Genomic DNA, 26,874 nt, shown 5'->3' on the forward strand with positions numbered 1-26,874 from the left:
GTTTCGCCCCTGACACCGGTTCCGCGACGGTTGACGAGTGGAAGCGGCGCGGCAACAATCCGGTCCGTGAACAAACGCCTGCTTCTCGACGACTTCCTGCCGTATCGGCTGTCCATCGCCTCGAATCGCGTGTCGGACGCGATCGCATCGACCTATCGCTCGCTGTTCGGGTTGCGCATTCCCGAATGGCGGCTGGTGACGGTGATCGCCGAAAGCGACGGGATCACCCAGCAATCGCTGTGCGTTGCGACCCGCATGGACAAGGTGACGGTCAGCCGTGGCGCAATCGCGCTGGTCGATCGCGGGCTGGTCGAACGTCGTGCCAATGCCGGCGATCAACGGTCGCATCTGCTGCAACTGACCCCGTCGGGCCGCGCGCTGTACGAACAGGTCGCGCCAAAGGCGTTGCTGATCGAACAGGAATTGTTCGCGTCCTTTACGCCAAGCGAGATCGACGTCCTGCGCGACATGCTCGAACGGGTACAGGTCGCCGCCGATGCCATGGAACGCCGGACCCTCGATCAGTAGCGGTCGCGGCGCGGCTTGGCCTGATGCTTAGTGGGCAGCGTATCGGCCAGCCGCGCGCCGCGCCGGCCCATGGGTCGGGGATGGCCGACCGTCGAATCGATCGCGGTCTGGCGTTCGGCCTCGGCGTTGATCTCGGCGCCGATCAGGATCGCGAAGCTGGATACGAACAGCCACATCAGCAGCACGACGACCGCGCCCAGCGCGCCATAGGTCGCATTGTAATCGGCGAAATTGGCGGCATAGATGCCGAACAGGACGGTCGCCAGCAGCCATAGCAAAGTCGCCGCAACCGACCCGACCGACAGCCACCGCCACTGCGCCCGCGCGCGGTCGGGACCGTAGCGATAGGCGAAGGCGATCGCCGCGCTGGCGATCCCGCCTGCGACCAGCCATGTCGCACCCTGAATGAAGATCGCGCCGGCGGTGCCGAGGAACTGGGTCTCGCTGCGGATCCACGTCAACACGCCCGCCGAGACGATGCCAACGAGTGCCGCGATGATCGCCGCCACGGTAATCATCGCCGACAACAGGGTGGTCGTGATGATGCTGCGCTCGTCCTCCTCCTCGTAGATCACGTTCAGCGCCTGGATGATCGCGCTTGCCGCCCGCATCGCGCCATAGATCGACAACAGCAGCGCGACGGCAAGGCCAAGGCCCGCCTGCGACGACGCGGTCGTCACCACCGCGATCAGCTGGTCGGAGATCAGCCGGGCGGCATCGGCCGGTACCAGTTCGAAGATCGTCTGCATGTGCCGCGACACGGTCGAAGGGTCGGCGACCAGGCCATAGGTCATGACGATCGCACCCAGCAGCGGCACGAACGACAGGAACGCGTAGAAGGCGACCCCCGCCGCCATCAGCGTCAGATTATGGTAGCCGACCATCGTATATACGCGGAACAGGATCGCGCGCCACGCCGGCCACGGATGGGCCCATGGATGGGTCGACTGGCTCCCCGGAATCGTTGCCGGATCGATCGATGTCGCGGTGTCGGTCACGTTCTTCCCCTTCGCTATCGCAACCAACGCGTCGCGCTTTGTTGGGATGCAGCGTAATTTCAATATGAACCAATTCTTCGATGCGGCGTTTCGTAAGCCGTCGGGGATTGTGCGCTGCAATGCTCGGGACAAGGGGACGGGGACGGAACGTTGGGGGATTTTCGCGCGCGGACGATCTATATGTTGCTGGCGGGAACGATGACTGCCCCGACCGCGCTGGCCCAGACGACCCAGAACCCGCCACCGGTGGCGGCTCCCTCTACGCCGCAGGGTACGACCGCCGATGGCGCGATCGTCCCCGATCTCGAATTCGACGCGGCACTGCCGACGCTGTCGGGCGACATCAATGCGCCGCTCGAACCGATGTCCGGTTTTGATTCGCCGGCCGCGCCGACGCCGCAGTCCGCCAAGCCCCAGGCCGCCGCGCCCGCTCCCGCAACGGTGACGCCACCGGCCGCGCCCGCGACCGAGGCTTCGGTGCCAGCCGAAACCCTGCCCGACGCGGTCCTGCCCGAGGCGCCCGAACTGGCCCAGCCGTTACCGCCTCTGTCGACCTTCGACGTGACCCCGGTCGAGGTCGCAGGCGTCGACGACGGCCGGGCGGTCGAGATCCGGTACGACACGGTCATTCGGGGCCTCGACGAGATCGACGGCGCCGCGCAGTTCAACGCGCTGTCGTCGTTGCAGGAGGGGAAGGGCAAGGCCGCGAACGCGACGATGGTACAGGCCCGCGCCCGCGAGGACGAACAGCTTGCGATCCGCATCATGCGGGCCAAGGGCTATTATGACGGCACCGCGACCTCGGCGATCGAAAACCCGCCGGGCGAACGCATCCGCGCCGTCGTCACCGCCATTCCGGGGAAGCAGTTCACCCTCGGGTCGATCCGCGTGGATACGCAGCCGACCGTGCCGCCCAACCTCGTCCAGCGCGAATTGCCGTTGAAGGTCGGCGATCCGGTCGATGCCGAACGCATCCAGGCGGCGGAGGCGAATGTCAGCCTGAAGCTGCCGCAACAAGGCTATCCCTTTGTCGAGGTCGGACAGCGCGATATCCTGCTCGACGACACCGCCTATACCGGCGCCTACACCCTGCCGGTGACGACCGGGCCGCGTTCGTCGTTCGGCACCTATTCGACCACCGGCAAGCTGGCGTTCGATGCCGAACATGTCGGCGTGCTCGCCCGGTTCGATCAGGGCGAACTCTATGACAATCGCAAGGTCGACGATCTGCGCGCCGCGCTGGTGTCGACGGGTCTGTTCTCCAGCGTCTCGGTCGAGCCGCAGCGGACCGGGCAGCTTGCGCCCGACGGCACCGAATATGTGAACCTGCTGGTGCGGCAGGATGCCGGGCCGGCACGGACGCTGGCGGGGGAGGCGGGCTATGGCACCGGACAGGGCATCCGCCTCGAAGGGTCATGGACCCATCGCAACCTGTTCCCGCCCGAAGGCGCGCTGATCGTGCGCGGCGTCGCTGGTACGCAGGAACAGGGCGCGGGCGTCACCTTCCGCCGCTCGAACGCCGGTCGCCGCGACCGCACGTTCCAGATCCTCGCCAATGCCAGCCGCACCAATTACGACGCGTTCGAGGCGTTTACCGGTACGCTCGGCATCCGCTGGTCCTACGACTCGACGCCGATCTGGCAGAAGCGCTTCACCTATGCCTATGGCGCCGAACTGATCGGCACCAACGAAGACACCTACGATTTCGACGTCGGCGCGCGCCGTCGCAAGACTTATGGCATCGCCGCACTGCCGCTGTTCGCCGGCTTCGATACCTCGGACAATCTGCTCAACCCGACCAAGGGCTTCCGGCTGAAACTGAACGTCAGTCCCGAAGCATCGGTGCAGGGCGCCGCGCGTCCCTATGGCCGGTTCATGGTCGAGGGCACCGGCTATTACCCGATCGGCGAGAGCATCGTCATCGCCGGCCGCGCCCGCGCGGGGTCGATCCAGGGCATCGCCCGCGACGACCTCGCCCCATCACGGCGTTACTATGCCGGCGGCGGCGGGTCGGTGCGCGGCTTCGGGTTCCAGGAACTCGGCCCCCGCACGCCCGAGGTCGACGAGGACGGCAACAACCTGAACCGCCCGATCGGCGGCCGCAGCCTGAACGAATTCGCGATCGAGGCGCGCTACCGCTTCGGCAATTTCGGGATCGTGCCGTTCCTCGATGCCGGGCAGGTCTATGAATCGAGCCTGCCCAAGGGTTCGGACCTCCGCTTCGGTGCCGGGATCGGCGGCCGGTTCTACACCAATTTCGGGCCGCTGCGCGTCGATGTCGCCACGCCGATCGCCCGACGGCCGGGGGAATCGAAGATCGCGCTCTACATCTCGATCGGGCAGGCCTTCTGATGACCGACGCCGAACTGCCCGCCGCCGACACCGTCATCGTCCGCGACCGCCCGCTGTGGCTCCGCATCCTGAAATGGATCGGCATCGCGATCGTCGCGCTGCTGCTGCTGGTCGTCGCACTCGTGTTAGCCTTGAACACCGGCCCCGGTCGCGGCTTCCTCGTCAGCAAGCTCGACGGCTACACCACCGCTTCCGGCCTTAAGATCAATATCGGCCGGATCGACGGATCGCTCTACGGAGCGATGACGATCCGCGACCTGCGGTTGAGTGATACGCGCGGGGTCTTCGCCGATTCGCCCGCCATCGCGCTCGACTGGCGGCCGTTCGCCTTCGCCAACGGCCATGTCGATATCCGCAGCCTGACCAGCCCGCTGGTCCGCTATGCCCGCAATCCGGTGCTGAAGGACACGCCGCCCGGCGATCCCAACGCGCCGCTGCTCCCCGATTACGATATCGATGTGAACCGCCTGCGAGTCGACCGGATCGAGGTCGGCCAGGCCGTCACCGGCCAGCGCCATATCGCCCGCCTCGACGGCGAAGTGCATATCGCCGATCGCCGTGCGCAGGTGACCGCCAACGCCGCAACCATCGCCGCACCCGGCATTGCCGGCGGCGACAGCGTCGCGCTGAAGCTGGACGCGGTCCCCGACGACAACCGCTTCGACATCGACGCCCGCATCCTCGGTCCGGCGAACGGCATGATCGCCGGCATGGCCGGGCTGACCGCACCGATCGCCGCGACGATCGACGGGCAGGGCGACTGGAACAACTGGCGCGGGCGCCTGGCCGGGACGCTCGGCGGGCAGCAGCTTGCCGATCTGGCGGTGACCGGACGCGATGGCCGCTTCACCGTGCGCGGTTCGACCCGCCCGGGGCTGATCCTGCAGGGGCCGGTCGAACGGCTGACCGCACCGCGCCTCGACGTCGCGATCGACGCGGCGCTGGCGGATCGCAAGGCCGACACCCGCATCCAGCTGCGCTCCAGCGCGCTCGCGGTCAACGCCGCCGGTCTGCTCGATCTCGGCAACAGCCGATTCGGCAATTTTCGCACCGAAGCGATGCTGCTCACCCCCGGCGCGATCCTGCCCAACCTCAACGGCCGCTCGGTCCGTGCCGCCGTCGTCCTCGACGGCGGCTTCGGCACCCCGACCGTCGATTACAAGATTCAGGCCGCCGCCCTCGGCTTTGGCGAGACCGTGGTCGAGCAACTCTACGCCGAAGGTCGCGCGACCGTCGATGCCGACCGAATCCTGATCCCGATCGCGGCAAAGGCGCGCCGCATCACCGGTCTCAACGCCGCGGTCGGTGGGCTGGTCACCAACGTCTCGATCAACGGCGACCTCGCCATTTCGGGTGATCAGGTGCTGTCCGACAATCTGCGCATCCGTTCGGACCGGATCGATGCGACCGCGATCGTCGCAGCCAACCTGACCACCGGCCGTTATACCGGGGCGATCAAGGGCCGGATCAACGATTACGAGGTCGCCAGCATCGGCATCCTCAACCTGTCGACCGACGCCAGCCTCTATGCCGCGCCGAATGGCGTCTTCGGTATCAAGGGGCGCGTCGTGGCCCAGACCACGCGCCTGTTCAACGAAGGGGTTCGCAACTTCCTCGGCGGCAATGTCTCGACCACCCGCGTCGATGTCGGCGTCGCCCCGGACGGGATCATCACCTTTTCCAACCTGCGGATGAACGCACCGCAGTTCCGCATCACCAATGGATCGGGTCGCTATGATCCGGCCGGACCGCTCTTGGTCAATGCCGATGCCTATTCGACGCAATATGGCCCGCTGTCGGCGCGGGTGACCGGATCGGTCGCCGCGCCGCAGGTGCTGTTGCGCGCGGCCCGGCCGGGCGTCGGCGTCGGCCTCGTCAATCTCGAAGCGCGAGTGCGCGGACAGGGCGATCGCTATGCGATCCAGGCGACCGGCGGCACGAACTACGGCCCGTTCCGCGCCGATGTGCTGGTGTCGACCGCACCGCGCCTCGTCGCCGATATCCGCTCCGCCACCTTTGCCGGCGTCAATATCGACGGCCGGGTCGAGGCGACGAATGCCGGACCATTTGCCGGACGCATCAACTTCGCCGGATCGGGCATTGCCGGCATCGCCCGCCTGTCGGCACAGGGCCGCTATCAACGCGCCGATGTGAACGCACAGGCATCGAACGCCGTGATCCCGGGCAATATGGGTATCCGCATCGGCCGCGCGATCGTCACCGCCACCGCCGTGTTGTACGACCAGCCCGAAATCGTCGCCGATGCGCAGGTCGCCAACCTGTCGATGGGCGACTTCCTGCTCGAACGCAGCCGCGCCAAGGTCAATTATCGCGGCGGCAACGGCACGGCGCAGTTGTTCGCCGAAGGATCGTCGGGCGTCCCGTTCCGTGTCGCCGCCAATGCGCGCCTGCGTCCGAATGACTATCTAATCGCGTTGCAGGGGGTCGCCAATTCGATCCCGTTCAAGACGATCAATCCGGCACGGATCGTATCGGCGCCGGGCGGCTATCGTCTCTACCCGACGCGCATCGATTTCGCGCAGGGGTCGATCCGTGCCGCCGGCGTTTATGGCAACGGCATGTCGATCCAGACCCGGCTCGACCGGCTCGACCTAAGCATCATCAATGCCTTCATGCCCGGCACCGGCATCGGCGGCACCGCGACCGGCAGCCTCGATTTCGCGCAGGCCGCCGATCAGAGCTTCCCGCGTGCCGATGCCCGGCTGACGATCCGAAATTTCCAGCGGACCAGCCTCGCCTCGGTCTCCGAACCGGTCGATATCGTGTTCGCCGGCGACCTGCGGCCCGAGGGCGGCAGCGGCCGGGCGCTGATCCGGCGCGGCACGACCACGGTCGGCCGGATGGTCGCCAACCTGCGGCCGTTGCCCCCGGGCAGCGGTTCGTGGGTCACGCGGATGCTGGCGGCTCCGCTGTCGGGCGGCATTCGTTATAACGGGCCGGCGGGTGTGCTGTTCTCCTTTGCGGGGATCGCCGACCAGCAGTTGAGCGGACCGATTGGCATCGCCGCCGACTTTGGCGGTCGGGTGCAGGCGCCGCAGCTGACCGGTGTCGTCCGGGCCAACAACCTGACCTATGAGAATGAGACGCTGGGCACCCGGCTGACAAACATGGGCATCAACGGCCGCTTCACCAACGACCGGTTCGAATTGACTCAGCTTCGCGCCCGTGCCGGGGACGGCACGATCGCCGCGCAGGGTACGGTCGGGCTGGCGTCGAACAGCGGTTTCCCGATCGATATCCGGGCCCAGCTTCGCGACGCGCAACTCGCACGCAGCGATGCGCTCGGGGCATCGGCGACCGGAGATATTCGCATCCAGAACGGTGCCGATGGCGGGCTGATCTCGGGCGACCTCACCATTCCCGAGGCGCGTTATCAGATCATCCGCCAGGGTGCGGCCGAAGTCCCCGAACTGACCGGCGTCCGGCGCAAGAGCGACGCCAATCGTCCCGCCGCCACCCGTCCGCAGCAGCAGGCCGCATCGGCCGGGCTGTTCCGCCTCGCGCTGCGCGTCCGCGCCGACAACCGGCTCTACGTGTCGGGCATGGGACTGGAATCGGAATGGGAGGCTGATCTCCGCATCGGTGGCACCTCCGCCGCGCCGACGATCAACGGCCAGTTGCAGCTGGTACGCGGCACCTATTCCTTCGCGGGCAAGCGGTTCGAGGTCGAACGCGGCATCATCCGCTTCGAAGGGGAGAATTACACCAACCCGGTCATCGACATCGTCGCAAGCACGACCGCCGAGGGGATCACCGCGTCGATCAACGTCAGTGGCACGGCGCAGGCGCCGCAGATCGCGTTCAACTCGACCCCGGCGCTGGCGCAGGACGAGGTGCTGTCGCGGCTGTTGTTCGGAAGCTCGGTCACCAACCTGTCGGCGACCGAGGCGATCCAGCTGGCGGCCGCGCTCAACTCGCTGCGCGGGTCGGGCGGGGGCGGGCTCAACCCGCTCGGCAAGCTCCGCTCGGCGACCGGCTTCGACCGGCTGCGCGTGCTGGGCGGCGACGAGGCGACCGGCCGCGGCACCTCGCTCGCCGCGGGCAAATATTTGACCGACGACATATATATCGAGATCATCACCGACGCCCGCGGCTTCACCGCCACGCAGATCCAGATCGCCCTGACCCGTACGCTCAGCGTGCTGTCGCAGACCGGATCGTTCGGCGGATCGAACGCCTCGGTGCGGTATAGTCGGGATTATTGACGGGGCGGGCCGGCGCGACGTTCGGCGCGCCGGTCCCATCGTCCCGGATGAAGTCGCGATAGATCCGCCTTCGGCATATTGTCCCTCTCCCGGCGGGAAAGGGAGGGAGCGGCGTAGCCGCGGAAGGGTGAGGGCGACCGAAGCTGGTCGAGTTTAATCTTGGAAGGGCGGCGGGGATGGCCAGTCGGTGAGGAAGCGTTACCCCGCCCGAAACCGACCCACGCCCCAAGCGTGACGATATCAGATTGAACCGTTCGTGCTGAGTAGGGGCTGACCTTGTCGAAGCACCGTATCGAAGCACCTGCCACGAGCGGTGCTTCGATACGCCCTTTCGACAGGCGCAAAGGATACTCAGCCCGACCGGCTTCGGCTCCGGCATAATGCCGTTTATGAAGCCGCCTACCGCTCCCTGGCAGCCCGTTCTACGCCCCCGGCCAATGCCGCCAGCATCGCCCCACGCAACGGCTTCGCCCTGAAATCCACGTCATAGGGACAGCCGCGGGCGATCACCCCGTCCGTGCGCGGTTCGAACCCGCGCAGCCAGCTATACCGGTCGCTCATCCCCCAGGCGAGCACATCGCCGAGTTGCGGATAGGACAGCATGATGTCGAGATAGGCGCGCGCGAAGTCGGCCACGCCCTTGTCGCGCGGGGCGATCGTCGCCGGCAACCCCTTGTCGCGCACGTCGAACTCGGTGATGACCAGCCGGTATCCCATGCCCGTTACCCGGTCGAGGAACGCCCGCCATTCGGGCTCCAGCCGCTTCGCTACCGCGCCGGCATCGGTTGTCGGCTTGAACAGACCGATATGCGACTGGACGCCCAGCGCATCTACCGGCGTGCCACGACGGCGAAACTCCTCGAGCAGCGCGAGCACACCCGCACGGTGCTTCGCGTTGCCGTCTTCCCAGCTCATATAGTCGTTATATACCAGTTCGGCATGTGGCGCGGCGGCGCGGGCGGTGCGGAACGCATGGTCCAGCACGACCGCCGTGCCGCCCATCGCCCGCGACAGCGATGTTTCGCGCAAGCCCCCCGTATCGGGATCGACCGCTTCGTTGACGACGTCGTAGCTCTCGATCTTGCCGCCATAACGTTTGGTGACGGTATCGATATGCTGGTCGAGGATGCGGGCGGCTTCGACCGCGGGCCGCTGGCCGAAATCATGATTGTTCAGCCATGCCGGAAACCATTTCGAATAGGCCCAGAGCAGCGTGTGACCGCGCAGGGCGAAGCCGTTGGTCGTCGCCCATTCGACCATCGGATCGAAGCGGCTGAAATCGAACCGGTCGGCGGCGGGGCGGATCGCCTGCCACTTCATCTGGTTTTCGGGGACCAGCACATCGCAGTCGCGCTTTAGCAACGCGGCATAGGCCGGGTTGGCGAAGGATCCGGCATCGGCGCCCGGCGGACTCCACGCAAAGGCCGATCCGAAGCGACGGCCCTTGCTGGCGGCGGCGGCCTTTAGCGTATCGGTAGGCGCATCCGCCGCGCGTACCGTCGTGGCGGCGAGGAGGGCGGCGCTACCCGCAAGCATGTTGCGACGATCGATCATGGTCATGCGACGGCCTTTCCATCGACGGGGGTGTAGTTGGGCACGATCAGGTGGATGACCGCGACCGCGAGCAGATAGGCGCAGGCGGCGACGATAAAGATCGGTTGGTAGCTGCCGACGGTTTCGAGAATTGCTCCGGCGAACTTCGCCATCAGCATGCCGCCGACCGCGCCGGCCAGCCCGCCGATGCCGACCACCGACCCCGCCATCCAGCGGGGGAACAGGTCGCCGGGCAGCGCATAGAGATTGGCGGAGAAACCCTGATGCCCGGCACAGGCCAGTCCGATCAGCCCTACCGCGATCCACATGCTCGGCGCATAGACTGCGCCGGCGATCGGCACGGCGCACAGCGCGGCGCAGAACATGGCGGACTTGCGTCCGCGCCCGATCGACATGCCGCTGCCGATCAGCCGGGTGCTGAGCCACCCGCCCGCGACGGAACCGACGTCCGCAAGCAGATAGACCGCGATCAGCGGCGGGCCGAATTCCTTCATCGACAGGTTGAACGACTTCGCAAAGAAGTCCGGCAGCCAGAACAGGAACGTCCACCAGATCGGGTCGATCAGGAACCGCCCGGCGATATAGGCCCAGGTCTGGCGGATGCGGAACATCCGTGCCCAGGGGACGTGGCGCTGCGGCTCGACCGGGTCGGCCTCGATCCACGCCAGTTCCTCGGCCGACAACGACGCCTTTTCGCGCGGCCGACGATAGAATGCGAACCACGCCGCCAGCCAGACGGCCGACAGCGCGCCCGTGACGAAGAACGCCGCCCGCCAGCCAAGGTCCAGCGTCACAACGATAAACGGCACCAGTAACGGCGTCAGCAGCGCCCCGATATTCGACCCGGCGTTGAATATCCCGATCGCAAACGCCCGCTCCCGCTTAGGAAACCATTCGTTGGTCGCGGCGATCGCGGCGGGGAAGGTGCCGGCCTCGCCCGCTGCCAACGGCATCCGCGCGAGGATCATGCCGCTGGTCGAGGTGAAGGCCGTGTGCAGAACGTGGCCGATCGTCCAGACGATCATCGCCAGTGCATAGCCGGCCTTGGCCCCGATCCGGTCTACGATACGACCGGCGACGACATAGGCGAGGCCGTAGGCAAGCTGAAAGTAGAAAGCGAGGTCGGCATAGCCGGTTTCGGACCAGCCATATTGTTGCGCCAGATCGGGCTTGAGCACGGCCAGCACCAGCCGGTCGACATAGGATAGCACCACCGCGAAGAACAGCATCGCGCAGACGATCCAGCGTACCCGTCCGGAGGGCTTCGCCAAGGGCGGCGAGGAACTGCCCGCAACTGCGGATGCTCCCGCGCGATCGGGGGGATTCAGGGTCATGCGCTCTCCGATTCCACGCTCTTGGACGTGGTAGCGCTACCATGGTCGGCATGATATGCCCGTGTCAACGCCGTCGGTCAGACGGGACGCAAAGAGGATGCCTGATGCTGAAATGGTTGGGATGGATCGCGGTCATCGGCGGGCTATGGACCGCGCCGGCGCGGGCCGAGGACGGGTATGACCTTTGGCTGCGGTACCGGCCGCTGCCACCGGCGCAGGCGACCGCCGTTGCTGCGCGTTCGACATCGGTAGTGCGTGACGAAGCGGATCCGACGATCGAACTTGCGGCGGCAGAACTTGTTCGGGGAATGACCGGTTTGACCGGCCGCGCGGTTGCTGCGGGCAACGTAGCAAATGGCGCGATCGTGATTGGCACGGCCAGGTCTGCGCGAATCGCGGCCTTACGGTTGCCGTTGGCGGATGCAGGTGACGAGGGTTTCGTGGTGCGGTCGGCGACGGTCGATGGGAAACCGGTGACGGTCGTGGCCGCGAACACCCCGATCGGTGTATTATATGGCGCGTTCCGGTTGCTCCGTATTGCGCAGACCGGCGGGTCGATCGACAATCTGTCGGTGGTGGATCGGCCGAAACTTGGGTTGCGGATGCTCAACCACTGGGACAATCTCGATCGCTATGTCGAGCGGGGTTATGCCGGGCGGTCGCTTTGGGATTGGCAGAAGCTGCCGGGCTTTTCCGATCCGCGCTACACCGACTATGCGCGCGCCAATGCCTCGATCGGCATCAACGGCACCGTGCTGAACAACGTCAATGCCAGCGCGGATATCCTGAAGCCCGAATTTCTGGGAAAGATCGAGAAGCTGGCCGGCATTTTCCGGCCGTGGGGGATCAAGGTCTATGTTTCGGCGCGGTTCTCCGCACCGATCGAGATCGGGGGGCTGAAGACCGCCGATCCGCTCGATCCGCAGGTCGCGGCATGGTGGAAGGCGAAGTCAGACGAAATCTATGCCCGCATTCCCGATTTCGGCGGGTTCCTGGTCAAGGCCAATTCGGAGGGGCAGCCGGGGCCGGGCGACTACAAGCGCAGCCATGCCGATGGCGCCAACATGCTGGCCCGTGCGCTAAAGCCGCATGGCGGGATCGTGATGTGGCGGGCGTTCGTCTACGCCAATGAAAAGCCCGAGGACCGGGTGCGGCAGGCCTATAGCGAGTTCGAACCGCTCGACGGCAAGTTCGCCGACAATGTGATCGTGCAGGTTAAGAACGGCCCGATTGATTTCCAGCCGCGCGAACCCTTCCATCCGCTGTTCGGGGCGACGCCGCGCACGCCGCTGATGATGGAAGTGCAGATCACCAAGGAATATATGGGGTTCGCCACGCACCTCGTCTATCTAGGGACCCTGTGGCAGGAGGTTCTGCGCAGCGACACCTATCGTCCGCGCAAGGGCGCCACGGTCGCCGACGTGCTCGACACGCCGGTACGGCCGGGTGCGCTGACGGGAATGGCGGGGGTGTCGAACATCGGCACCGATCGCAACTGGTCGGGATCGCAATTCGATCAGGCGAACTGGTATGCGTTCGGGCGGCTGGCGTGGAACCCGGACGGCGATGCGCGCGAGATCGCGCGCGACTGGGCGGCGATGACATGGGGGCAGGCGACGGCCGACCCGATCGTCGCGATGATGATGCGGTCGCATGAGGCGGTCGTCGATTACATGATGCCGCTGGGGCTCAACCACCTGTTCGCCACCGGACATCATTACGGACCGGGGCCTTGGGTCGACGATCTGGCGCGAGAGGACTGGAACCCGGTCTATTTCCACAAGGCCGACCGGAACGGCATCGGGTTCGATCGGACGCCGTCGGGCAGTAATGCCGCCGCGCAATATGCGCCGGTGCTGGCCAAGAAGTTCAGCGATCCCAGGGCAGTGCCCGAAAATCTGCTGCTGTGGTTCCATCACGCGTCATGGGACCGGCGAATGGCGTCGGGGCGGACGCTGTGGGAGGACCTGGTCGCGCATTACGACCGGGGCGTGGCCGAGGTCGCAGCGATGCAGGCGCAATGGGCGGCGATGGAGGGGAAGGTCGATGCGCAGCGCTTTGCCGAGGTCAGCCAGTTCCTCGCGATCCAGCGGAAGGAGGCGCAGTGGTGGCGAGATGCATGCATCGCGTACTTCGCGGAAGTGTCGGGCCGTCCGATCCCGGCCGGGGTAACGCCGCCGCCGCATCCGGCCAGCTATTACAAGGCGATACGGACTCCATGGGCGCCGGGAAACGGCAAGTAACGGTGAGGCCCCGCCCGGCTGGAGAAGCCGGGCGGGGCGCCAAAGTTCACTAAGTTCACACTTGCGCGCGGTTTGTTTGCAATCGCGACTGAATCTTAACAGGCGGTTTGTAGGGGTTAGATCGCTCTCACCCTTCCACGGCGTTGCCGCTCCCTTCCTCGCCGCCGGGGAAGGGAATGGAGGTTAGTATCGGCGGAGAAGGCCGGCGAGTTTGCCCTGCACGCGCACCTGTTCGGGACGATAGCGCTGCGGATCGTAGCTGCGGTTGGCGGGGTCGAGACGGATCATTGCGCCTTCGCGGCGGAAATATTTAAGCGTCGCCTCGCTATCCTCGATCAGCGCCACGACAATCTCGCCGTCGCGGGCGGTTTCGGTCCGGCGAACCAGCGCATAGTCGCCGTCGAGAATGCCGGCTTCGACCATCGAGTCCCCCGCAACTTCAAGGGCATAATGATCGCCAGCACCGAGCAGCGCCGCGGGAACGGGCAACGTCGCCTGTCCCTCGATCGCTTCAATCGGGACACCGGCGGCGATGCGGCCGTGCAGCGGCAGTTCGATGACGTCGTTCGCAGGCTGGGGCGTGGGGCGGGGGGCGGCGGCAGGCTTGGCCGCCGTCTTCTTGGCGACCGGCCGCTCGGGCATCCGCAACACTTCGAGCGCGCGGGCGCGATTGGGCAGGCGGCGAATGAATTCGCGTTCCTCCAGCGCCGAGATCAGGCGGTGAACGCCCGACTTGGACTTGAGGTCGAGCGCTTCCTTCATCTCCTCGAACGAAGGCGATACGCCGGTCGCGCGCAACCGGTCGTCGATGAAGCAGATCAGCTCGTGCTGCTTACGGGTCAGCATGGGGTCCTCCGTCGGAACAGACGTGGAACCAATAGGAAACGATTTGCTTGCCGTCAAGCGAGTTGCAGGATTTCCGCCGAGTCGCCCGCATCGGCTGCCGGGGCGTACGGCGGGCGGACGATCAGACAGTCCGAACGCGCCAGCGTCCGCAACATGGAGCTGTCCTGGATGGCCGCGGTCGATGCCTGTCCGTCGACCAGCGTCGCACGCAGATAGTCCTGTCGCGGGCCGTTGGCCGGTAGCGGGTGGGCCATTGTCGCGCGAACGGTGCGGGGCAGCGGGTTGGTCGCGCCGGCAAGGCGCGCGACCAATGGCCGGACGAACAACAGGGCGGTGATGTATGCCGAGACCGGGTTGCCGGGCAGTCCGAGTACCGCCGCCTGCCCAAGCGTTCCAGCCAGCATCGGCTTGCCCGGCCGCAGCGCGATCCGCCAGAAATCGAGCGTCCCGCCCGCCGCCGCCAGTGCCGGACGGACCAGATCATGGTCGCCGACCGAGGCGCCGCCGGTGGTGACCAGCAGGTCGCAATCGACCGCGGCAAAGGCGCTGACTAGTGCCTCCAGCCGGTCGGGCAGGATGCCGAGGTCGATGCGGTCGACCGGCAGGTCGCCGAGCAGACCGGCGAGCATCAGTCCGTTGGTTTCGGGCAATTGGTCGTCGCGGATCGGCTGTCCGGCAGGGACCAGTTCGTCGCCGGTCGCGGCGATGGCGACGCGGACGCGGCGGCCGACCGGCAGCGTGCCGTGACCGGCGATCGCCGCCAGTGCAGCGCGAGGGGGGGTGATGCGTTCGCCGGCGGCGATTAGCAGTTCGCCCTCGCGGAAATCGAGGCCGGCGCGACGGACATTGCCGCCACGTACGGGGCCTTCACCGGACAAATGAAGCTGGTCGCCGTCACGCGTCGCTTCCTCCTGCACCAGCACGCAGTCGGTGCCGGTCGGCATTGCCGCGCCGGTGAAGATGCGGGTGGCTTGTCCTTCACCGACGGCGCCGGAAAAGGCGGCACCGGCGGCGCTTTCGCCGATGACGGCGAATGGTCCAGGCAGGTCGTCGAAGCGGATCGCATAGCCGTCCATGGCCGATAGCGGGCGCGCGGGCTGGGTGCGGCGGGCGACGACGTCGGCGGCGGCGAAGCGACCGATGGCGTCGGCGATGGGCGTGGTTTCGGCAAGCGGGGCGCGGCCGAGCGCAAGGACGCGGGACTGGGCTTCGGCGACGGGGAGGAGGCTCATGGGTGGGCCTTTTCAAAGGGGGCGCGTAGGCGATTTCTTCAGCGGGGACTTTATCGAAGCTACTATGGAAGTCGCAAATCTATCCACAAACTAGCCTTACCCCGGCGAAAGCCGGGGTCCAGTTGGGAAGGGTTTTCTGTAGGTTACTCACGTCCCCCAACTAGACCCCGGCCTTCGCCGGGGTACGGTTTGACTTTGGCTCCGTCCCGCATTTTCGGAGAGGTTTGGGGCGACCCAGGGTAACGATGGGGCTTCCGCGGTGGATCAACCGCGCAGCCAGTCGCCCGACTTGCCGCCCTGTTTCTCCAGCAGGCACACACCCTCGATCACCATCGTCTTGTCGATCGCCTTGGCCATGTCGTAAATGGTGAGCAATGCGGTGGAAGCCGCTGTCAACGCTTCCATTTCCACGCCGGTCTTGCCTTCGGTCGCGGCAATCGCGCCGACACGGATCGCGTCGTCCTCGAACGCGAAGTCGATCGATGCCTTGGTCAGCGGCAGCGGGTGGCAGAGCGGGATCAGGTCGCTGGTCCGCTTGGCGGCCATGATGCCGGCGACACGCGCGACGGCGAGGACATCGCCCTTTTTCACCAGCCCGTCGCGGATCGCGTCCAGCGCCTCGGGCGACATGGTGATGCGTCCGGTGGCGACGGCAATGCGTTGGGTAACCGCCTTGCCGCCGACATCGACCATATGCGCGCTGCCATCGGCATCGAGATGGGTAAGGCTCATCCGATCATCGCTCGCGTTGCCGCCTCGACATTATGATGTCGCATCAGTGCTTCCCCGATCAGGAAACAGCGGACGCCGTGTTCGACCATCGCGTCAAGATCGGCGCGGGCGCTCAGGCCGCTTTCGGCGACGAAGGTACAGTCGGCCGGAGCATGGCCGACCAGTTCATAGGTACGGTCAAAACTGACCGAGAAGTCTTTCAGATTACGGTTGTTTACGCCAATCAACCGCGAGCGGAGCATGAGCGCGCGATCGAGTTCGGTGCGGTCGTGGACCTCGACCAGCACATCCATGCCGCGTTCGATCGCCGCCGCCTCGATCTCCGCCATCTGCGTATCGGACAGCGCGGCGACGATGATGAGGATCGCGTCGGCACCCAGCGACCGGGCCTCTGCCACTTGCCACGGATCGACGTTGAAGTCCTTGCGCAGTACCGGCAGGTCGCACGCCGCGCGGGCAGCGACCAGATAGTCGTCGGCGCCCTGAAAATACTGCACATCGGTCAGCACCGACAGGCAGGCGGCACCCCCCGCCTGATAGGCACGGGCATGGGCCGGCGGGTCGAAATCGGGGCGGATCAGCCCTTTGGACGGACTGGCCTTTTTGATCTCGGCGATCAGCGCATGGCCGGGTTTCGCGTCGAGCGCGGCGCGGAAGCCGCGCGGGGCGCTGCGTTCGGTCGCGCGGGCGTCGAGATCGGCGATACTCGCCCTGGCGCTACGCTCGGCGACTTCGGCGCGTTTGGTAGCGAGGATGGTGTCGAGCATCGTCATGCGTAGGCGATCCATTGGTCGAGCAGGCGGTCGGCGGCGCCGGAATCGATGGTGTCGGCGGCACGCTCCGCCCCGTCGCGCAGGTCGGTGGCGGCGTCGGCGATCATCAGGGCGGCGGCGGCATTGAGCAGGACGGCGTCGCGGTAGGGCCCGCGTTCCCCCTTGAGCAGCGCGCGCAGGGCGGCGGCGTTATGCACCGCATCGCCGCCACGGATCGCGCTGATCGGATGGCGGGGCAGGCCGACATCCTCGGGGACGATGCGGTCGGCCATGGTCATGCCGACGGGAACGACGATGGTCGGGCCGGCACCGGAGATTTCGTCGAGCCCTTCCTCCCCCGACACGATCAGCGCGGTCTCGGCGCCGAGCAATTCCATCGCCTCGGCATAGACAGTGGCATAATCGGGGCGGGCGATGCCGATCAGCTGGCGGGTGGTACGCGCCGGATTGGCGAGCGGACCCATGAGGTTGAAAATGGTGCGCCGGCCGATCCGCTGCCGGATCGGGGTGATGCGACGCATCGCCGGATGGTGGTTGGCGGCGAAGAGGAACGCGATGCCGATATCGTGCAGGCTCGATTCGGCCATCGCCCCGGCGACGACCATGTCGAGGCCGAGCGCCTCGAGCGTGTCGGCGGCGCCCGCCTTGCTGCTGGCGGCACGGTTGCCATGCTTGGCGACGGGGATGCCCGATGCGGCGACGACGAGGCTGACGGCGGTCGAGACGTTGAGCGTGTGATGCCCGTCGCCACCGGTACCGCAGACGTCGATGGCACCGGGGACCGGTGCGATCGGAATCATCCGCGCGCGGAGCGCGCGCGCCGCCTCGGCAATCTCGATGCTGGTCTCGCCGCGGATGGCAAGGTCGGTCAGGAAGGCGGCGATGGCTTCGTCGCCGACGGTGCCGTCGAGGATCGCGGCAAAGGCTTCGGCCGCGCTCTCGTGGCTGAGCGGGGTCGACGGATCGGGGAGCAGGGTGGTGACGGTCATGCCGGCATCGTCGCGGGCAGGCCCGCGTCCTTCAGGAAATTAGCGAGCATGGCGTGGCCGTGCTCGGTGGCGATGCTTTCCGGGTGGAACTGCACGCCGTGGATCGGCAGGTCGCGGTGGCGGAACCCCATGACGCTGCCGTCGGACGCGGTGGCGTTGACCGTGAGGCAGTCGGGAATCTTGGTGACGATCAGCGAATGATAGCGGGTGGCAGTGAAGGGCGAAGGCAGCCCGGCGAACAGGCCGGTCCCGTCATGCTCGATCGGCGACGTCTTGCCGTGCATCAGCCCGCCGCGCACGACCTTTCCGCCGAAATGCTGGCCGATCGCCTGATGGCCGAGGCAGACGCCGAGCAGCGGACGCCGGGTTTCCGCGCAGGCGGCGACGAGGTCGAGCGAGATGCCCGCCTCGGTCGGGGTGCAGGGGCCGGGCGAGATCAGGAAGCCCTGCGCGTTGCTGGCGACCGCCTGTGCCGCAGTCATCGCGTCGTTGCGTTCGACGCGAACCTCGACGCCCAGCTCCATCAGATAATGGACGAGGTTCCAGGTGAAGCTGTCGTAATTGTCGATGACGAGGATCATGGCACCGCCATAGCGCGTCGTGGGCGGTGTGCAACGCTCCGAACGTTTCGGCCGTTCAGCCTGCGCTCATGGGGGCGCGTCGTTATGGTCGGCGTCGAGGAGATTTGCGATGGCGCGTTGGGTTTTGGCGGGACTGGCATTGGCTATCGCGGGGCCGGCACTCGCACAGGATGCCCCGGCCGATCCGCCGCAACGCGTGCGCAACGCGACCGTCTATGGCGACGAGCAATGTCCCAAGCCCGATAGCGACGACGAGATCGTGGTGTGCGCGCGGCTGAACGAAAACGAACGCTATCGCATTCCGAAGCGCTTCCGCGACCCGCCGTCGCAACGGTCGGCGGATGCGAGCTGGGCGCAGCGCGCCGATGTGGCGATGGAGGCGGCGCGGGCGACGCGGCCCAATAGCTGTTCGGTGATCGGCACCGGCGGCCAAACCGGCTGTACCCAGGCGATGCTGCGCCAATGGTTCGCCGAGCGGCGTCAGCAGCAGGCGGCCGAGCGCGATATCCCTTAATGCGTCAGGCGGCGTCGGGGAGCGTCGCCGCCGCCCGATGCCGGCGGACGCCGCCGCCGGCCCGCTTGGCGGCGTAGAGCGCGTCGTCGGCGTTGGTTCGGAGCGAAGTGACCGAGGTCGCGTCTTCGGGAAAACAGGCATAGCCGATGCTGGTCCCGATCGCGACATGGTCGCCGCTGTCGAGCGGGATATGGCAGTCGGTGATGGCGGCGGCGATATCCCGGCCGAGCGCTTCAGTCTGTGCAGGGTCGAGGTCGGGGACGGCAAGCAAAAATTCGTCGCCGCCGAGCCGGACGACCAGCGCCCCATCCCCCGCCACAGTGCGCAGCCGCGTGGCGACCGCGACCAGCACCGCATCGCCCGCGCCATGGCCATACCGGTCGTTAATCGACTTGAACCGGTCGAGGTCGAGACACAGCAGCGCCAACGGGCGGACGGCCATCGCCGCGATCCGCTCGTCGAGGCCGTAGCGATTCGCGAGACCGGTCAGTGCGTCGTGTCCGGCAAGGAAGCGGTTGCGTTCGGCGGCGTTGAACGAAGCGGCCATGACCGCCGCGACGTTGCGCAGCAGCACGCAGATGCTGGCGAACAGCGGGAAGCAAAGCGGGATCAGCACCCACAAGACCGGATGGCCCGAAAAGGCCAGCCCGATCTTCAACGGGAGATCGCACAGCATCACCAGCAGGACCGCCAGTCGCGGGGCGGCGTGGTTGCGGGCGCAAATCGGCGCGACTAGGCCAAGGATGAACGCGGTCGCGATGACGATCATCACGAGATCACCGGTCAGCGCGATGGCGAATCCGGTGATGCCCTGCAGCGCGCACCAGCCGATGGTCAGCAGGACCGAACGGTCGACGGTTGGCAGCGTCCCCGCGCGGAAATGGCGTTCGCTTCGCCGGATCGCGCGCAGCCGCAGCAGCACGAGCACGACCTCGATCGCGGCGAACACCCAGAATTGCCGCGATCCGGTGCGACATGCGGCGGCGACCGCGACGAAGATGCCCGACAATGCACCCACCAAAACGACGCCCGAGGCGGACAGCAGCGAGCCGAGCAGAATCGGTCGAGTGTCGGCGGGGATGTTCGTCGTGGGGTCGACGAGCCACGCCAGCATAGATCCGTTGCCCAGCCGCGCCCGTCGTTGGTGTTCCATGAAGCCGGCCCCCGAATTACGCTGGAGGCGAGCGCTGTAGCATGGCGCTACTGCGGATCGGTTAACGCCCGCCCCGTGCGACGGCAGCGGTCGGAGCAGTAGACGACGTTGTCCCAGTCGCGTTCCCATTTCTTGCGCCATGCGAATGGCCGTTCGCATACCGGGCAGATCTTGGTCGGCAGATCGCGCTTGGCGACGCCCCGCGGCATCAGCGAGGGCAGCGGTTCAGGAAGGCGGCGACCTGTTCCAGATCGACCGAGCGGTCGAGATAGGTCGCCCCGATGCCACGCGCGAGCAGGAAGGGCAGGGTGCCGCCCTCCCGCTTCTTGTCATGCAGCATGTGCGCGACCAGCGTTTCGCCCGAGGCGGCGATGCCGGCGGCAGCGAGGCCGTCGGGCAGGCCGGCGTCACGCAGATGCGCGGCCACGCGATGGGCATCGGCGGCGGAACACATCCCATGTTCGGCCGAATAGGCGAAGGCCAGCGCCATACCGGCCGCCACCCCCTCGCCATGCAGCAGCGATCCGTCGAACCCGGCCTCCGCCTCCAGCGCATGGCCGAAGGTATGCCCGAGGTTGAGCAGCGCGCGCGTCCCTGTCGTCTCACGTTCGTCGGCGCCGACGATGCGGGCCTTGGCCGTCACCGACCGGGCGATGGCGTGGGCGCGGGCGGCAGGGTCGCCGGCCAGCAGCGCGGCACCGTTCGTCTCGCACCAGGCGAAGAAGTCGGGATCGTCGATCAGGCCGTATTTGACGACCTCGGCATAGCCGGCGCGGACCTCGCGCGGCGGCAGCGTATCGAGCGTGGTCGGGTCGATCAGCACCAGTGCCGGCTGGTGAAAGGCACCGACCAGGTTCTTTCCGGCGCGGGTGTTGATCCCGGTCTTGCCGCCGACCGACGAATCGACCTGTGCGAGCAAGGTCGTCGGCACCTGTACGAAGCCGCAGCCACGCTTCAGGATCGCGGCGGCGAAACCGACCAGATCGCCGATCACCCCGCCGCCCAGCGCCACGATATGGTCACCGCGCTCGACGCCGAGTGCGAGCAGCGAATCGAGCAGACTTTCGAGCGTCGCCCAGCTTTTCGAGCCTTCGCCGGCCGGAATCTCGATCGCTTCGCTCGCCACGCCCGCCGCCGAAAGCGATTGCCGCAGAGTCGCGAGGTGCATCGGCACATTGGCATCGGCGACGATCACCATCCGTCGCCCGCGCGCGATGGGGGCAAGATGGCCGCCGGCACGGGCGAGCACGCCGTCCTCGATCACGATGTCGTAGCTGCGGTCGCCAAGGGCGACGGGAATGACGGTCATTGGCCGATGGCTTTCAGGATCGCGGAGACGGTGGCGTCGTGCGGCGCGTGCTGGCTGACGATGTGGATCGGTGCAAGCGCATAGACGGGATTGCGAATACGGGCGAGTTCGGTCAGCACCTTGCGCGGATCTTTTCCGCGTAGCAGCGGACGCGTGTCGCGGCGGCGGACGCGTTCGGCCAGTATTTCGGGCGAGGCATCGAGCCAGATCGCCAGCGACTGGTCGAGAATCAGCGCGCGCGTCTCCTCCTGCATGAACGCGCCGCCGCCGGTCGCGATGATCTTGGGCGTGCCGTCGATCAGTCGGGCGATTACACGGCGTTCGCCGTCGCGGAAATGCGCCTCGCCGAACCGTTCGAAGATCTCGGCAATGGTCATGCCGGCGGCATGTTCGATCTCGTGATCGGCGTCGACGAAATCGAGTTTCATGCGTTGGGCAAGCCGCCGGCCGACGGTGGATTTGCCGACGCCCATCAACCCGACCAGGACGATCGGGCGTCCGGTCCAGGGCGGTGGCGGCTGGGGAATGGATTCTTGAATTTGCAGCATCGAACGATGGGCTATACAGCCGCCCAACCGATCGGGCAAAAGGCGCGTCGCCTTCTTTGTTCGAGCCAAATTACCGGGACGATTTGATCCATGTCGCGTTCGCTTGTCATCCTTCTCGTCGTCGTGGTCGCGCTGATCGCGGGCATGTTCCTGCTGGCGGGACGTTCGACCGAGCAGCAGCCGACCCAGATCGAAAAGGCGGTCTCGCTTGAAAATCTCGCCAACTGACCGGTTGCGGATCGGGGTCGCCGCAGCGGCGCTGATCGCGATCGCGGTACCGGCAACGGGTCAGGACGTACCTGAATCGCTGTTGCCGCCGGGGTTCGGCGATGCGCCGGCCCCGACGCCGACGCCGCGACCCAGTAGCTCGGCAGCTCCGGGTGCGCCGAACTTCGCGCCGCCCGCCGCGATCGTCCAACCGATACCGGGATTGCCGGGCGCGACGCCGACGCCCACGCCGACCCCTTCCGCATCGACCGTGCCGATCGATGCCGAGGCGCTTCGGCAATATGAATTGCCCGATTTCGCGCGCCGGTCGCTGAACAATATCGGCATTGCGGGGCAGGGCAGCGACTTCAGGCGCGACGCGTTCGGCGCGGCCGATGGGCCGTGGCTGGAGCGGATCATGCGCTCGCTCGACGCGCCGGTCGCCTCGCGCTGGCTCTCGATCGCGCTGCGGCGGGCGCTGGTCGCCGATATCGATACGCCGGGCGGCGTCGACGGTGCGGATTTCGCCGCCGAGCGGGCATGGCTGCTGGTACGGATGGGCGAGGGACCGGCCGCACGCGCGCTGGTCCAGTCGGTCGATATCGATAACTATACCCCCAAACTCTATCAGGTCGCGATGCAGGCGTTGCTGGCGACCGGCGATCCGGGTGGCATGTGCCCGCTTGTTGCACCGGCGATGCGGGTGTCGAACGAGCGCGGATGGCGGCTGGCCAATGCCGTCTGCCTCGGCCTGAAAGGCGAGGCGCGCGAGGCGGGGCGGATCGTCGATCAGGCACGGCGTCAGGCGCCGGGCGGCGGTGCGATCGACGTGGCGCTCGCCGAAAAGCTGGTTGGCAAGGGGGCACAGGGCAGGCGGGCGGCGACGATCGAATGGGACGGTGTCGACCGGCTGACCGCGTGGCGATATGGCATGGCCGCCGCCAGTGCGACGCCGGTGCCGGTGGAATTGTTCGACGGGGTCGGTCCGCAGGTCCGCTACTGGCATGCGACCGCGCCGCAATTCGCGTCCAATGTCCGGCTGACCGACGGCGAGTTCGCCGCGGCACAGGGCGTGTTGTCGAGCGAGGCGCTGGTCGACCTGTATGCGCAGTTGCTGGCCGACGAAGACGCCAGCAGCGCGCAGAGTGCGCTGGCGACCGACTTGCGGACCGCCTTTACCGGCAATGACGATCAGCGGCTGACCATGCTGCGCCAGTTCTGGGAACCGGCGGCGACGACGCCGCTCGGCCATGCCCGCCGGGTGCTGACGGCCAGAGCGGCGGCGATGATTGCGCCGGTTGCCGATCATGTCGGCGACGCGGACCAGCTGATCGCGTCGATGCTGACCGCGGGTCTCGATCTGCCCGCGCTGCGCTGGCGGCCGGTGGCGCCGGTCGGCAGCGATGGCTGGGCAATGCTGGCACTGGCCGATCCGATGGGGCGTTCGGTTCCGGTCGGGGCGGTGTCGGACTATGCCGGGCAGAATGGGCGTAAGGGGCAGTTGCTGTTCGCCGGGCTGGCGGGGCTTGGCCGGCTGCCGCAGGATCAGGTCCAGGGACTGGCGCGCGACCTGAACGTCCCGATCGGCGCGCGCAACGCGTGGACCGATGCGATCGACCGGTCGGGCGTGCGTGGTGAGGCGGGCACGGTGCTGTTGCTGGCGGCTACGGGCATGCAGACGCGCGACTGGCGCGGCGTGTCGCCGGTGGCGCTGTTCCATATCGTCGCGGCATTGCGCGCGGCGGGGCGTGAGGGCGAGGCGCGGATGATCGCCGCCGAGGCGATCGCGCGGACGTGAGCGGCGTCGGCGGCGATCGCGTGCTGATCGACCGTTTCCTCGAAATGATGGCGGCGGAAGCGGGGGCCGCACGCAATACCGTCGCCGCCTATCGCACCGATTTGTCGCTGGCGTCCGGGGCGCTGGGCGGACGGCTGGCCGAGGCCGACGCGGCGGCGATCGGCCGGCTGGCCGATGGCTGGGACGACCTCGCCAAGTCGACGGTGGCGAGGAAGGCGGCGGCGCTGCGGCGGTTTTTTACATTCCTTGCCGATGAAGGGCTGCGCGCCGACGATCCGGGTAATGCGCTGCCCCGGCCGGGGACGTCGCGGCCGCTGCCGAAAACGCTGTCGAGCGGCGATATCGATGCGATGTTCGCCGCGATCGAGGTGCGGATTGCGCGCGTGCCGCCCGATCGCAACGATTTGCGGCTCTCGGCGCTGTTCGAGCTGCTCTATGGATCAGGGCTACGCGCGACCGAACTGGTGTCGTTGCCGCGCGGCGCGATTGCTTCGGACCGGCCCTATCTGATCCTCAAGGGCAAGGGCGGGCGCGAGCGGATGGTGCCGCTGTCGGATCGCGCGCGGGCCGCCGTAGTCCGCTGGCGCGCGCATGTCCCGGCGGACAGTCCGTGGCTGTTCCCGTCGGGCAAGGGGCATCTCAGCCGGATGCGACTATATCAGATCGTGCGGGCGCTTGCGGGCGAGGCCGGCATCGCGCCCGACCGGATCAGCCCGCACGTGCTGCGCCACGCCTTTGCAACGCATCTGCTGGAGGGCGGCGCCGACCTGCGCGCGTTGCAGGCGATGCTCGGTCATGCCGATATCGCCACGACCGAAATCTATACCCATGTCGATGCGTCGCGGCTGGTGCGGCTGGTCAACGAGCGGCACCCGCTGATTGACGCCGGGCGGACACGGCCATAGGGCGCGGACCCATGGCTAGCTTCCTTGATTTCGAAAAACCCATCGCCGAATTGCAGGCGCGGATCGACGAACTGCGCGATACCGCCGCCGATGGCGAGCTCGACATCGCGACCGAGATCGGCCGGTTGCAGACCAAGTCCGACCGGCTGCTGCGCGAAACCTATACCAAACTGACCCCGTGGCAGAAGACGCAGGTCGCGCGCCATCCCGAGCGGCCGCATTTCAAACATTATGTCGCGGCGCTGGTCGAGGATTTCATGCCGCTGGGTGGGGACCGCGCCTTTGCCGATGATTCGGCGATCCTCGGCGGGATCGGGCGGTTCCGCGGGCGCAAGGTGGTGGTGATCGGTCATGAAAAGGGCGACGATACCGCCAGCCGGCTCCGCCACAATTTCGGCATGGGCAAGCCCGAGGGCTATCGCAAGGCGATCCGGCTGATGCAGCTCGCCGACCGCTTCGCGCTGCCGGTGGTGACGCTGGTCGATACGTCGGGCGCGTTTCCCGGCATTCAGGCTGAGGAGCGCGGACAGGCGGAGGCGATCGCGCGCTCGACCGAGGCGGCGCTGAACCTCGGCGTGCCGATGGTGTCGGCAATTTTGGGCGAGGGCGGATCGGGCGGCGCGATCGCGCTGGCGGCGGGCAATGTCGTTCTGATGATGGAGCACGCCGTCTATTCGGTGATCTCGCCCGAAGGATGCGCATCGATCCTGTGGCGCACCGCCGACAAGGCGCCGGAAGCGGCCGAGGCGATGCGGGTGACGGCGCAGGATTTGAAGTCGCTGGGCGTGATCGACCGGATCGTGCCCGAACCGCTGGGTGCGGCGCATCGCGACAAGGGTGCGGCGATCGCGGCGCTGGGCGATGCGATCGATACGGCGCTGGGTGAGCTGTCGGGCATGGAGGCCGCTTCGCTGCGCCAGGCGCGGCGGCAGAAGTTCCTGAAGATGGGCCGGCTGTAACCGACATGAAAAGGGCGGCGGAACCGAAGTCCCGCCGCCCCTTTGCATTCGGTGATCGTAAGGATCAGCCGCCGGCCTTCGTCGCCTGCATCTGGCCCGAAACGTTGTTGAAGGTCTTGCTGAGCTGGTTGCCCAGACCCTGCATCGCGGTGATGGCGGCAACGGCGATCAGCGCGGCGATCAGGCCGTATTCGATCGCGGTGGCGCCCTTGCTATTCTTCAGAAAGGTGCGGATCTTCTGCATATCGGTCTCCGTGGTTCTGCGTACTTCAATTTTCCCGGCCGTTCGGACGATGCCCGGTCAGCAGGCGCAGTGTACGAAGAACTCGGTTGATAAAGTTTTAAGCAGGAAGGTTACCGACAATATTTCGATGCTTAACCAACATGGCTATGTTCGATGACGTTGGCCGCGACCCCGTTCCATATGCTGCCGTTGATGTCGCCCACGCCGGCGATGGCAGCAGCGATCGCAATCGCGACCATCGCGAGGATCATACCATATTCGACGGCAGTGGCCCCACGCCGATCGCGCCAGAGACTGTATAGCGGGCGCAGCGCGCAACGCATGGACCTTCTACTCCGCCAAGACCGATTCGACCCCTAACGCCGGCGAGGTTAAGAAATTGTCGCTTCCACCCCACTTCCTGATGGTGACCGCCGCAGCGATGATCGACGGCGACGGCCGGGTGCTCGTCCAGCAACGCCCGCCCGGGACGGCGATGGCGGGGCTGTGGGAGTTTCCTGGCGGCAAGATCGAGCCGGGCGAGACCCCCGAGGCGGCGCTGGTCCGCGAACTGGACGAGGAATTGGGGATCGTCGTCGACCATAGCTGTCTGGCGCCGGCGGCCTTTGCCAGCGAAGCGTTGGGCGAGCGGCATCTGTTGCTGCTGCTCTACGCGCTGCGCAAATGGCAGGGGATACCCGTCGCGCGCCATGCGACCGCACTACAATGGTTGCGGCCGGTGCAGTTGCATGCCCTTGCCATGCCGCCTGCCGATCGGCCGCTGATCGGGTTGCTCGAAGCGCTCATTTAAAGTGAGATGACAATAGGTAGAACCGTTCGTGCTGAGTAGGGGCTGAGCGAAGTCGAAGA

General features: G+C 66.9%; 25 protein-coding genes. 10 read left to right on the forward strand and 15 right to left on the reverse strand.

Annotated elements, in window-relative coordinates:
* Positions 1-66 precede the first annotated feature (66 nt).
* Positions 67-528 carry a MarR family winged helix-turn-helix transcriptional regulator gene (locus AAIO73_RS00555; protein ID WP_345875548.1) on the forward strand — a complete coding sequence of 154 codons (462 nt, stop codon included), beginning with the start codon at positions 67-69 and terminating at the stop codon, positions 526-528.
* On the opposite strand, the gene AAIO73_RS00560 is transcribed toward AAIO73_RS00555, so the two are convergent.
* Positions 522-1,526 (reverse strand): YihY/virulence factor BrkB family protein, encoded by a 1,005-nt coding sequence (locus AAIO73_RS00560; protein ID WP_345875549.1) that lies wholly within the window; start codon positions 1,524-1,526, stop codon positions 522-524. The two genes, AAIO73_RS00555 and AAIO73_RS00560, sit on opposite strands and share 7 nt — an antisense overlap.
* Before the next feature lie 180 nt (positions 1,527-1,706).
* On the opposite strand from AAIO73_RS00560, the gene AAIO73_RS00565 reads away from it, so the two are divergent.
* Positions 1,707-3,878 carry an autotransporter assembly complex protein TamA gene (locus tag AAIO73_RS00565; protein WP_526023751.1) on the forward strand — a complete coding sequence of 724 codons (2,172 nt, stop codon included), beginning with the start codon at positions 1,707-1,709 and terminating at the stop codon, positions 3,876-3,878.
* The gene (locus AAIO73_RS00570) at positions 3,878-8,104 is read left to right on the forward strand and encodes a translocation/assembly module TamB domain-containing protein (RefSeq protein ID WP_345875550.1); all 4,227 of its coding nucleotides are present in this window, start codon (positions 3,878-3,880) and stop codon (positions 8,102-8,104) included. Before AAIO73_RS00565 ends, AAIO73_RS00570 begins: the two co-directional genes overlap by 1 nt.
* A gap of 399 nt (positions 8,105-8,503) precedes the next feature.
* On the opposite strand, the gene AAIO73_RS00575 is transcribed toward AAIO73_RS00570, so the two are convergent.
* Both AAIO73_RS00575 and AAIO73_RS00580 read right to left on the reverse strand, forming a co-directional pair.
* Entirely contained in the window at positions 8,504-9,664 is a 1,161-nt protein-coding gene (locus AAIO73_RS00575) for an endo-1,4-beta-xylanase (protein ID WP_345875551.1), read from the reverse strand.
* Positions 9,661-10,887: an MFS transporter gene (locus AAIO73_RS00580; RefSeq protein WP_345876293.1), complete on the reverse strand. Its 1,227-nt coding sequence runs from the start codon at positions 10,885-10,887 to the stop codon at positions 9,661-9,663. Before AAIO73_RS00580 ends, AAIO73_RS00575 begins: the two co-directional genes overlap by 4 nt.
* A 209-nt stretch (positions 10,888-11,096) precedes the next feature.
* Between AAIO73_RS00580 and AAIO73_RS00585 the strand changes: the two genes are divergently transcribed.
* Positions 11,097-13,235, forward strand: a complete 2,139-nt coding sequence (locus tag AAIO73_RS00585) for an alpha-glucuronidase family glycosyl hydrolase (protein WP_345875552.1) — start codon at positions 11,097-11,099, stop codon at positions 13,233-13,235.
* A gap of 183 nt (positions 13,236-13,418) precedes the next feature.
* On the opposite strand, the gene lexA is transcribed toward AAIO73_RS00585, so the two are convergent.
* From lexA to AAIO73_RS00615, 6 genes are all read right to left on the reverse strand, one after another.
* Entirely contained in the window at positions 13,419-14,081 is a 663-nt protein-coding gene (lexA, locus tag AAIO73_RS00590) for a transcriptional repressor LexA (protein ID WP_345875553.1), read from the reverse strand.
* 53 nt (positions 14,082-14,134) lie between these two features.
* On the reverse strand, positions 14,135-15,313 hold the full coding sequence (locus AAIO73_RS00595; RefSeq protein WP_345875554.1) for a molybdopterin molybdotransferase MoeA: 1,179 nt from the start codon (positions 15,311-15,313) through the stop codon (positions 14,135-14,137).
* Positions 15,314-15,577: 264 nt separating this feature from the next.
* Entirely contained in the window at positions 15,578-16,045 is a 468-nt protein-coding gene (gene moaC / locus AAIO73_RS00600) for a cyclic pyranopterin monophosphate synthase MoaC (protein ID WP_345875555.1), read from the reverse strand.
* Positions 16,042-16,818, reverse strand: a complete 777-nt coding sequence (gene trpC / locus AAIO73_RS00605; protein ID WP_345875556.1) for an indole-3-glycerol phosphate synthase TrpC — start codon at positions 16,816-16,818, stop codon at positions 16,042-16,044. The genes moaC and trpC overlap by 4 nt, the downstream gene beginning before the upstream one ends.
* Positions 16,815-17,807, reverse strand: a complete 993-nt coding sequence (trpD, locus tag AAIO73_RS00610) for an anthranilate phosphoribosyltransferase (protein ID WP_345875557.1) — start codon at positions 17,805-17,807, stop codon at positions 16,815-16,817. Before trpD ends, trpC begins: the two co-directional genes overlap by 4 nt.
* Positions 17,804-18,388 carry an anthranilate synthase component II gene (locus AAIO73_RS00615; protein ID WP_345875558.1) on the reverse strand — a complete coding sequence of 195 codons (585 nt, stop codon included), beginning with the start codon at positions 18,386-18,388 and terminating at the stop codon, positions 17,804-17,806. The genes trpD and AAIO73_RS00615 overlap by 4 nt, the downstream gene beginning before the upstream one ends.
* Before the next feature lie 109 nt (positions 18,389-18,497).
* Here AAIO73_RS00615 and AAIO73_RS00620 point away from each other — a divergent pair, with 109 nt between their 5' ends.
* Entirely contained in the window at positions 18,498-18,902 is a 405-nt protein-coding gene (locus tag AAIO73_RS00620) for a hypothetical protein (protein ID WP_242117607.1), read from the forward strand.
* Positions 18,903-18,906: 4 nt separating this feature from the next.
* Here the strand turns inward: AAIO73_RS00620 and AAIO73_RS00625 are convergent, their stop codons facing one another.
* Genes AAIO73_RS00625 through AAIO73_RS00640 form a run of 4 tightly spaced genes read right to left on the reverse strand, consistent with a single transcriptional unit; the run spans position 18,907 to position 21,912 of the window.
* Entirely contained in the window at positions 18,907-20,055 is a 1,149-nt protein-coding gene (locus AAIO73_RS00625; RefSeq protein ID WP_345875559.1) for a diguanylate cyclase domain-containing protein, read from the reverse strand.
* Positions 20,056-20,102: 47 nt separating this feature from the next.
* Positions 20,103-20,264: a DUF2256 domain-containing protein gene (locus AAIO73_RS00630; protein WP_345875560.1), complete on the reverse strand. Its 162-nt coding sequence runs from the start codon at positions 20,262-20,264 to the stop codon at positions 20,103-20,105.
* Positions 20,264-21,364, reverse strand: coding sequence for a 3-dehydroquinate synthase (aroB, locus tag AAIO73_RS00635; protein WP_345875561.1), 1,101 nt, complete (start codon positions 21,362-21,364; stop codon positions 20,264-20,266). The genes AAIO73_RS00630 and aroB overlap by 1 nt, the downstream gene beginning before the upstream one ends.
* Positions 21,361-21,912 (reverse strand): shikimate kinase, encoded by a 552-nt coding sequence (locus AAIO73_RS00640; protein ID WP_242117616.1) that lies wholly within the window; start codon positions 21,910-21,912, stop codon positions 21,361-21,363. The genes aroB and AAIO73_RS00640 overlap by 4 nt, the downstream gene beginning before the upstream one ends.
* A 90-nt stretch (positions 21,913-22,002) precedes the next feature.
* Between AAIO73_RS00640 and AAIO73_RS00645 the strand changes: the two genes are divergently transcribed.
* The 4 genes from AAIO73_RS00645 to AAIO73_RS00660 are packed head-to-tail and all read left to right on the forward strand — an operon-like array spanning position 22,003 to position 25,781.
* A complete protein-coding gene (locus AAIO73_RS00645) occupies positions 22,003-22,140 on the forward strand; it encodes a hypothetical protein (RefSeq protein ID WP_200909539.1) in 138 nt (45 codons plus the stop codon).
* Entirely contained in the window at positions 22,121-23,917 is a 1,797-nt protein-coding gene (locus AAIO73_RS00650; protein WP_345875562.1) for a hypothetical protein, read from the forward strand. Before AAIO73_RS00645 ends, AAIO73_RS00650 begins: the two co-directional genes overlap by 20 nt.
* Complete coding sequence (locus AAIO73_RS00655) at positions 23,914-24,822, forward strand: tyrosine-type recombinase/integrase (protein ID WP_345875563.1); 909 nt, start codon at positions 23,914-23,916, stop codon at positions 24,820-24,822. The genes AAIO73_RS00650 and AAIO73_RS00655 overlap by 4 nt, the downstream gene beginning before the upstream one ends.
* Positions 24,823-24,833: 11 nt before the next feature.
* A complete protein-coding gene (locus tag AAIO73_RS00660) occupies positions 24,834-25,781 on the forward strand; it encodes an acetyl-CoA carboxylase carboxyltransferase subunit alpha (protein ID WP_345875564.1) in 948 nt (315 codons plus the stop codon).
* A 64-nt stretch (positions 25,782-25,845) separates the two neighbouring features.
* Here AAIO73_RS00660 and AAIO73_RS00665 read toward each other — a convergent pair whose 3' ends face one another.
* Positions 25,846-26,025 carry a Flp family type IVb pilin gene (locus AAIO73_RS00665; protein ID WP_345875565.1) on the reverse strand — a complete coding sequence of 60 codons (180 nt, stop codon included), beginning with the start codon at positions 26,023-26,025 and terminating at the stop codon, positions 25,846-25,848.
* A gap of 131 nt (positions 26,026-26,156) precedes the next feature.
* Positions 26,157-26,348 (reverse strand): Flp family type IVb pilin, encoded by a 192-nt coding sequence (locus tag AAIO73_RS00670; RefSeq protein ID WP_345875566.1) that lies wholly within the window; start codon positions 26,346-26,348, stop codon positions 26,157-26,159.
* 80 nt (positions 26,349-26,428) lie between these two features.
* Between AAIO73_RS00670 and AAIO73_RS00675 the strand changes: the two genes are divergently transcribed.
* Positions 26,429-26,815: a (deoxy)nucleoside triphosphate pyrophosphohydrolase gene (locus tag AAIO73_RS00675; RefSeq protein ID WP_156359867.1), complete on the forward strand. Its 387-nt coding sequence runs from the start codon at positions 26,429-26,431 to the stop codon at positions 26,813-26,815.
* The last annotated feature ends 59 nt before the right edge of the window (positions 26,816-26,874 follow it).

It is taken from the genome of Sphingomonas epibiotica (assembly GCF_039615155.1).
Classification (GTDB): Bacteria; Pseudomonadota; Alphaproteobacteria; order Sphingomonadales; family Sphingomonadaceae; genus Sphingomonas.

Excerpts from the sequence above, each read along its gene's own strand:
- AAIO73_RS00565 (WP_526023751.1), top strand. The coding sequence starts at position 1,707 with ATGTTGCTGGCGGGAACGATGACTGCCCCGACCGCGCTGGCCCAGACG.
- AAIO73_RS00570 (WP_345875550.1), top strand. The coding sequence starts at position 3,878 with ATGACCGACGCCGAACTGCCCGCCGCCGACACCGTCATCGTCCGCGAC.
- AAIO73_RS00575 (WP_345875551.1), bottom strand. The coding sequence starts at position 9,664 with ATGACCATGATCGATCGTCGCAACATGCTTGCGGGTAGCGCCGCCCTC.
- AAIO73_RS00580 (WP_345876293.1), bottom strand. The coding sequence starts at position 10,887 with ATGCTGTTCTTCGCGGTGGTGCTATCCTATGTCGACCGGCTGGTGCTG.
- AAIO73_RS00585 (WP_345875552.1), top strand. The coding sequence starts at position 11,097 with ATGCTGAAATGGTTGGGATGGATCGCGGTCATCGGCGGGCTATGGACC.
- lexA (WP_345875553.1), bottom strand. The coding sequence starts at position 14,081 with ATGCTGACCCGTAAGCAGCACGAGCTGATCTGCTTCATCGACGACCGG.
- AAIO73_RS00595 (WP_345875554.1), bottom strand. The coding sequence starts at position 15,313 with ATGAGCCTCCTCCCCGTCGCCGAAGCCCAGTCCCGCGTCCTTGCGCTC.
- moaC (WP_345875555.1), bottom strand. The coding sequence starts at position 16,045 with ATGAGCCTTACCCATCTCGATGCCGATGGCAGCGCGCATATGGTCGAT.
- trpC (WP_345875556.1), bottom strand. The coding sequence starts at position 16,818 with ATGACGATGCTCGACACCATCCTCGCTACCAAACGCGCCGAAGTCGCC.
- trpD (WP_345875557.1), bottom strand. The coding sequence starts at position 17,807 with ATGACCGTCACCACCCTGCTCCCCGATCCGTCGACCCCGCTCAGCCAC.
- AAIO73_RS00615 (WP_345875558.1), bottom strand. The coding sequence starts at position 18,388 with ATGATCCTCGTCATCGACAATTACGACAGCTTCACCTGGAACCTCGTC.
- AAIO73_RS00620 (WP_242117607.1), top strand. The coding sequence starts at position 18,498 with ATGGCGCGTTGGGTTTTGGCGGGACTGGCATTGGCTATCGCGGGGCCG.
- AAIO73_RS00625 (WP_345875559.1), bottom strand. The coding sequence starts at position 20,055 with ATGGAACACCAACGACGGGCGCGGCTGGGCAACGGATCTATGCTGGCG.
- AAIO73_RS00630 (WP_345875560.1), bottom strand. The coding sequence starts at position 20,264 with ATGCCGCGGGGCGTCGCCAAGCGCGATCTGCCGACCAAGATCTGCCCG.
- aroB (WP_345875561.1), bottom strand. The coding sequence starts at position 21,364 with ATGACCGTCATTCCCGTCGCCCTTGGCGACCGCAGCTACGACATCGTG.
- AAIO73_RS00640 (WP_242117616.1), bottom strand. The coding sequence starts at position 21,912 with ATGCTGCAAATTCAAGAATCCATTCCCCAGCCGCCACCGCCCTGGACC.
- AAIO73_RS00645 (WP_200909539.1), top strand. The coding sequence starts at position 22,003 with ATGTCGCGTTCGCTTGTCATCCTTCTCGTCGTCGTGGTCGCGCTGATC.
- AAIO73_RS00660 (WP_345875564.1), top strand. The coding sequence starts at position 24,834 with ATGGCTAGCTTCCTTGATTTCGAAAAACCCATCGCCGAATTGCAGGCG.
- AAIO73_RS00665 (WP_345875565.1), bottom strand. The coding sequence starts at position 26,025 with ATGCAGAAGATCCGCACCTTTCTGAAGAATAGCAAGGGCGCCACCGCG.
- AAIO73_RS00670 (WP_345875566.1), bottom strand. The coding sequence starts at position 26,348 with ATGCGTTGCGCGCTGCGCCCGCTATACAGTCTCTGGCGCGATCGGCGT.
- AAIO73_RS00675 (WP_156359867.1), top strand. The coding sequence starts at position 26,429 with ATGGTGACCGCCGCAGCGATGATCGACGGCGACGGCCGGGTGCTCGTC.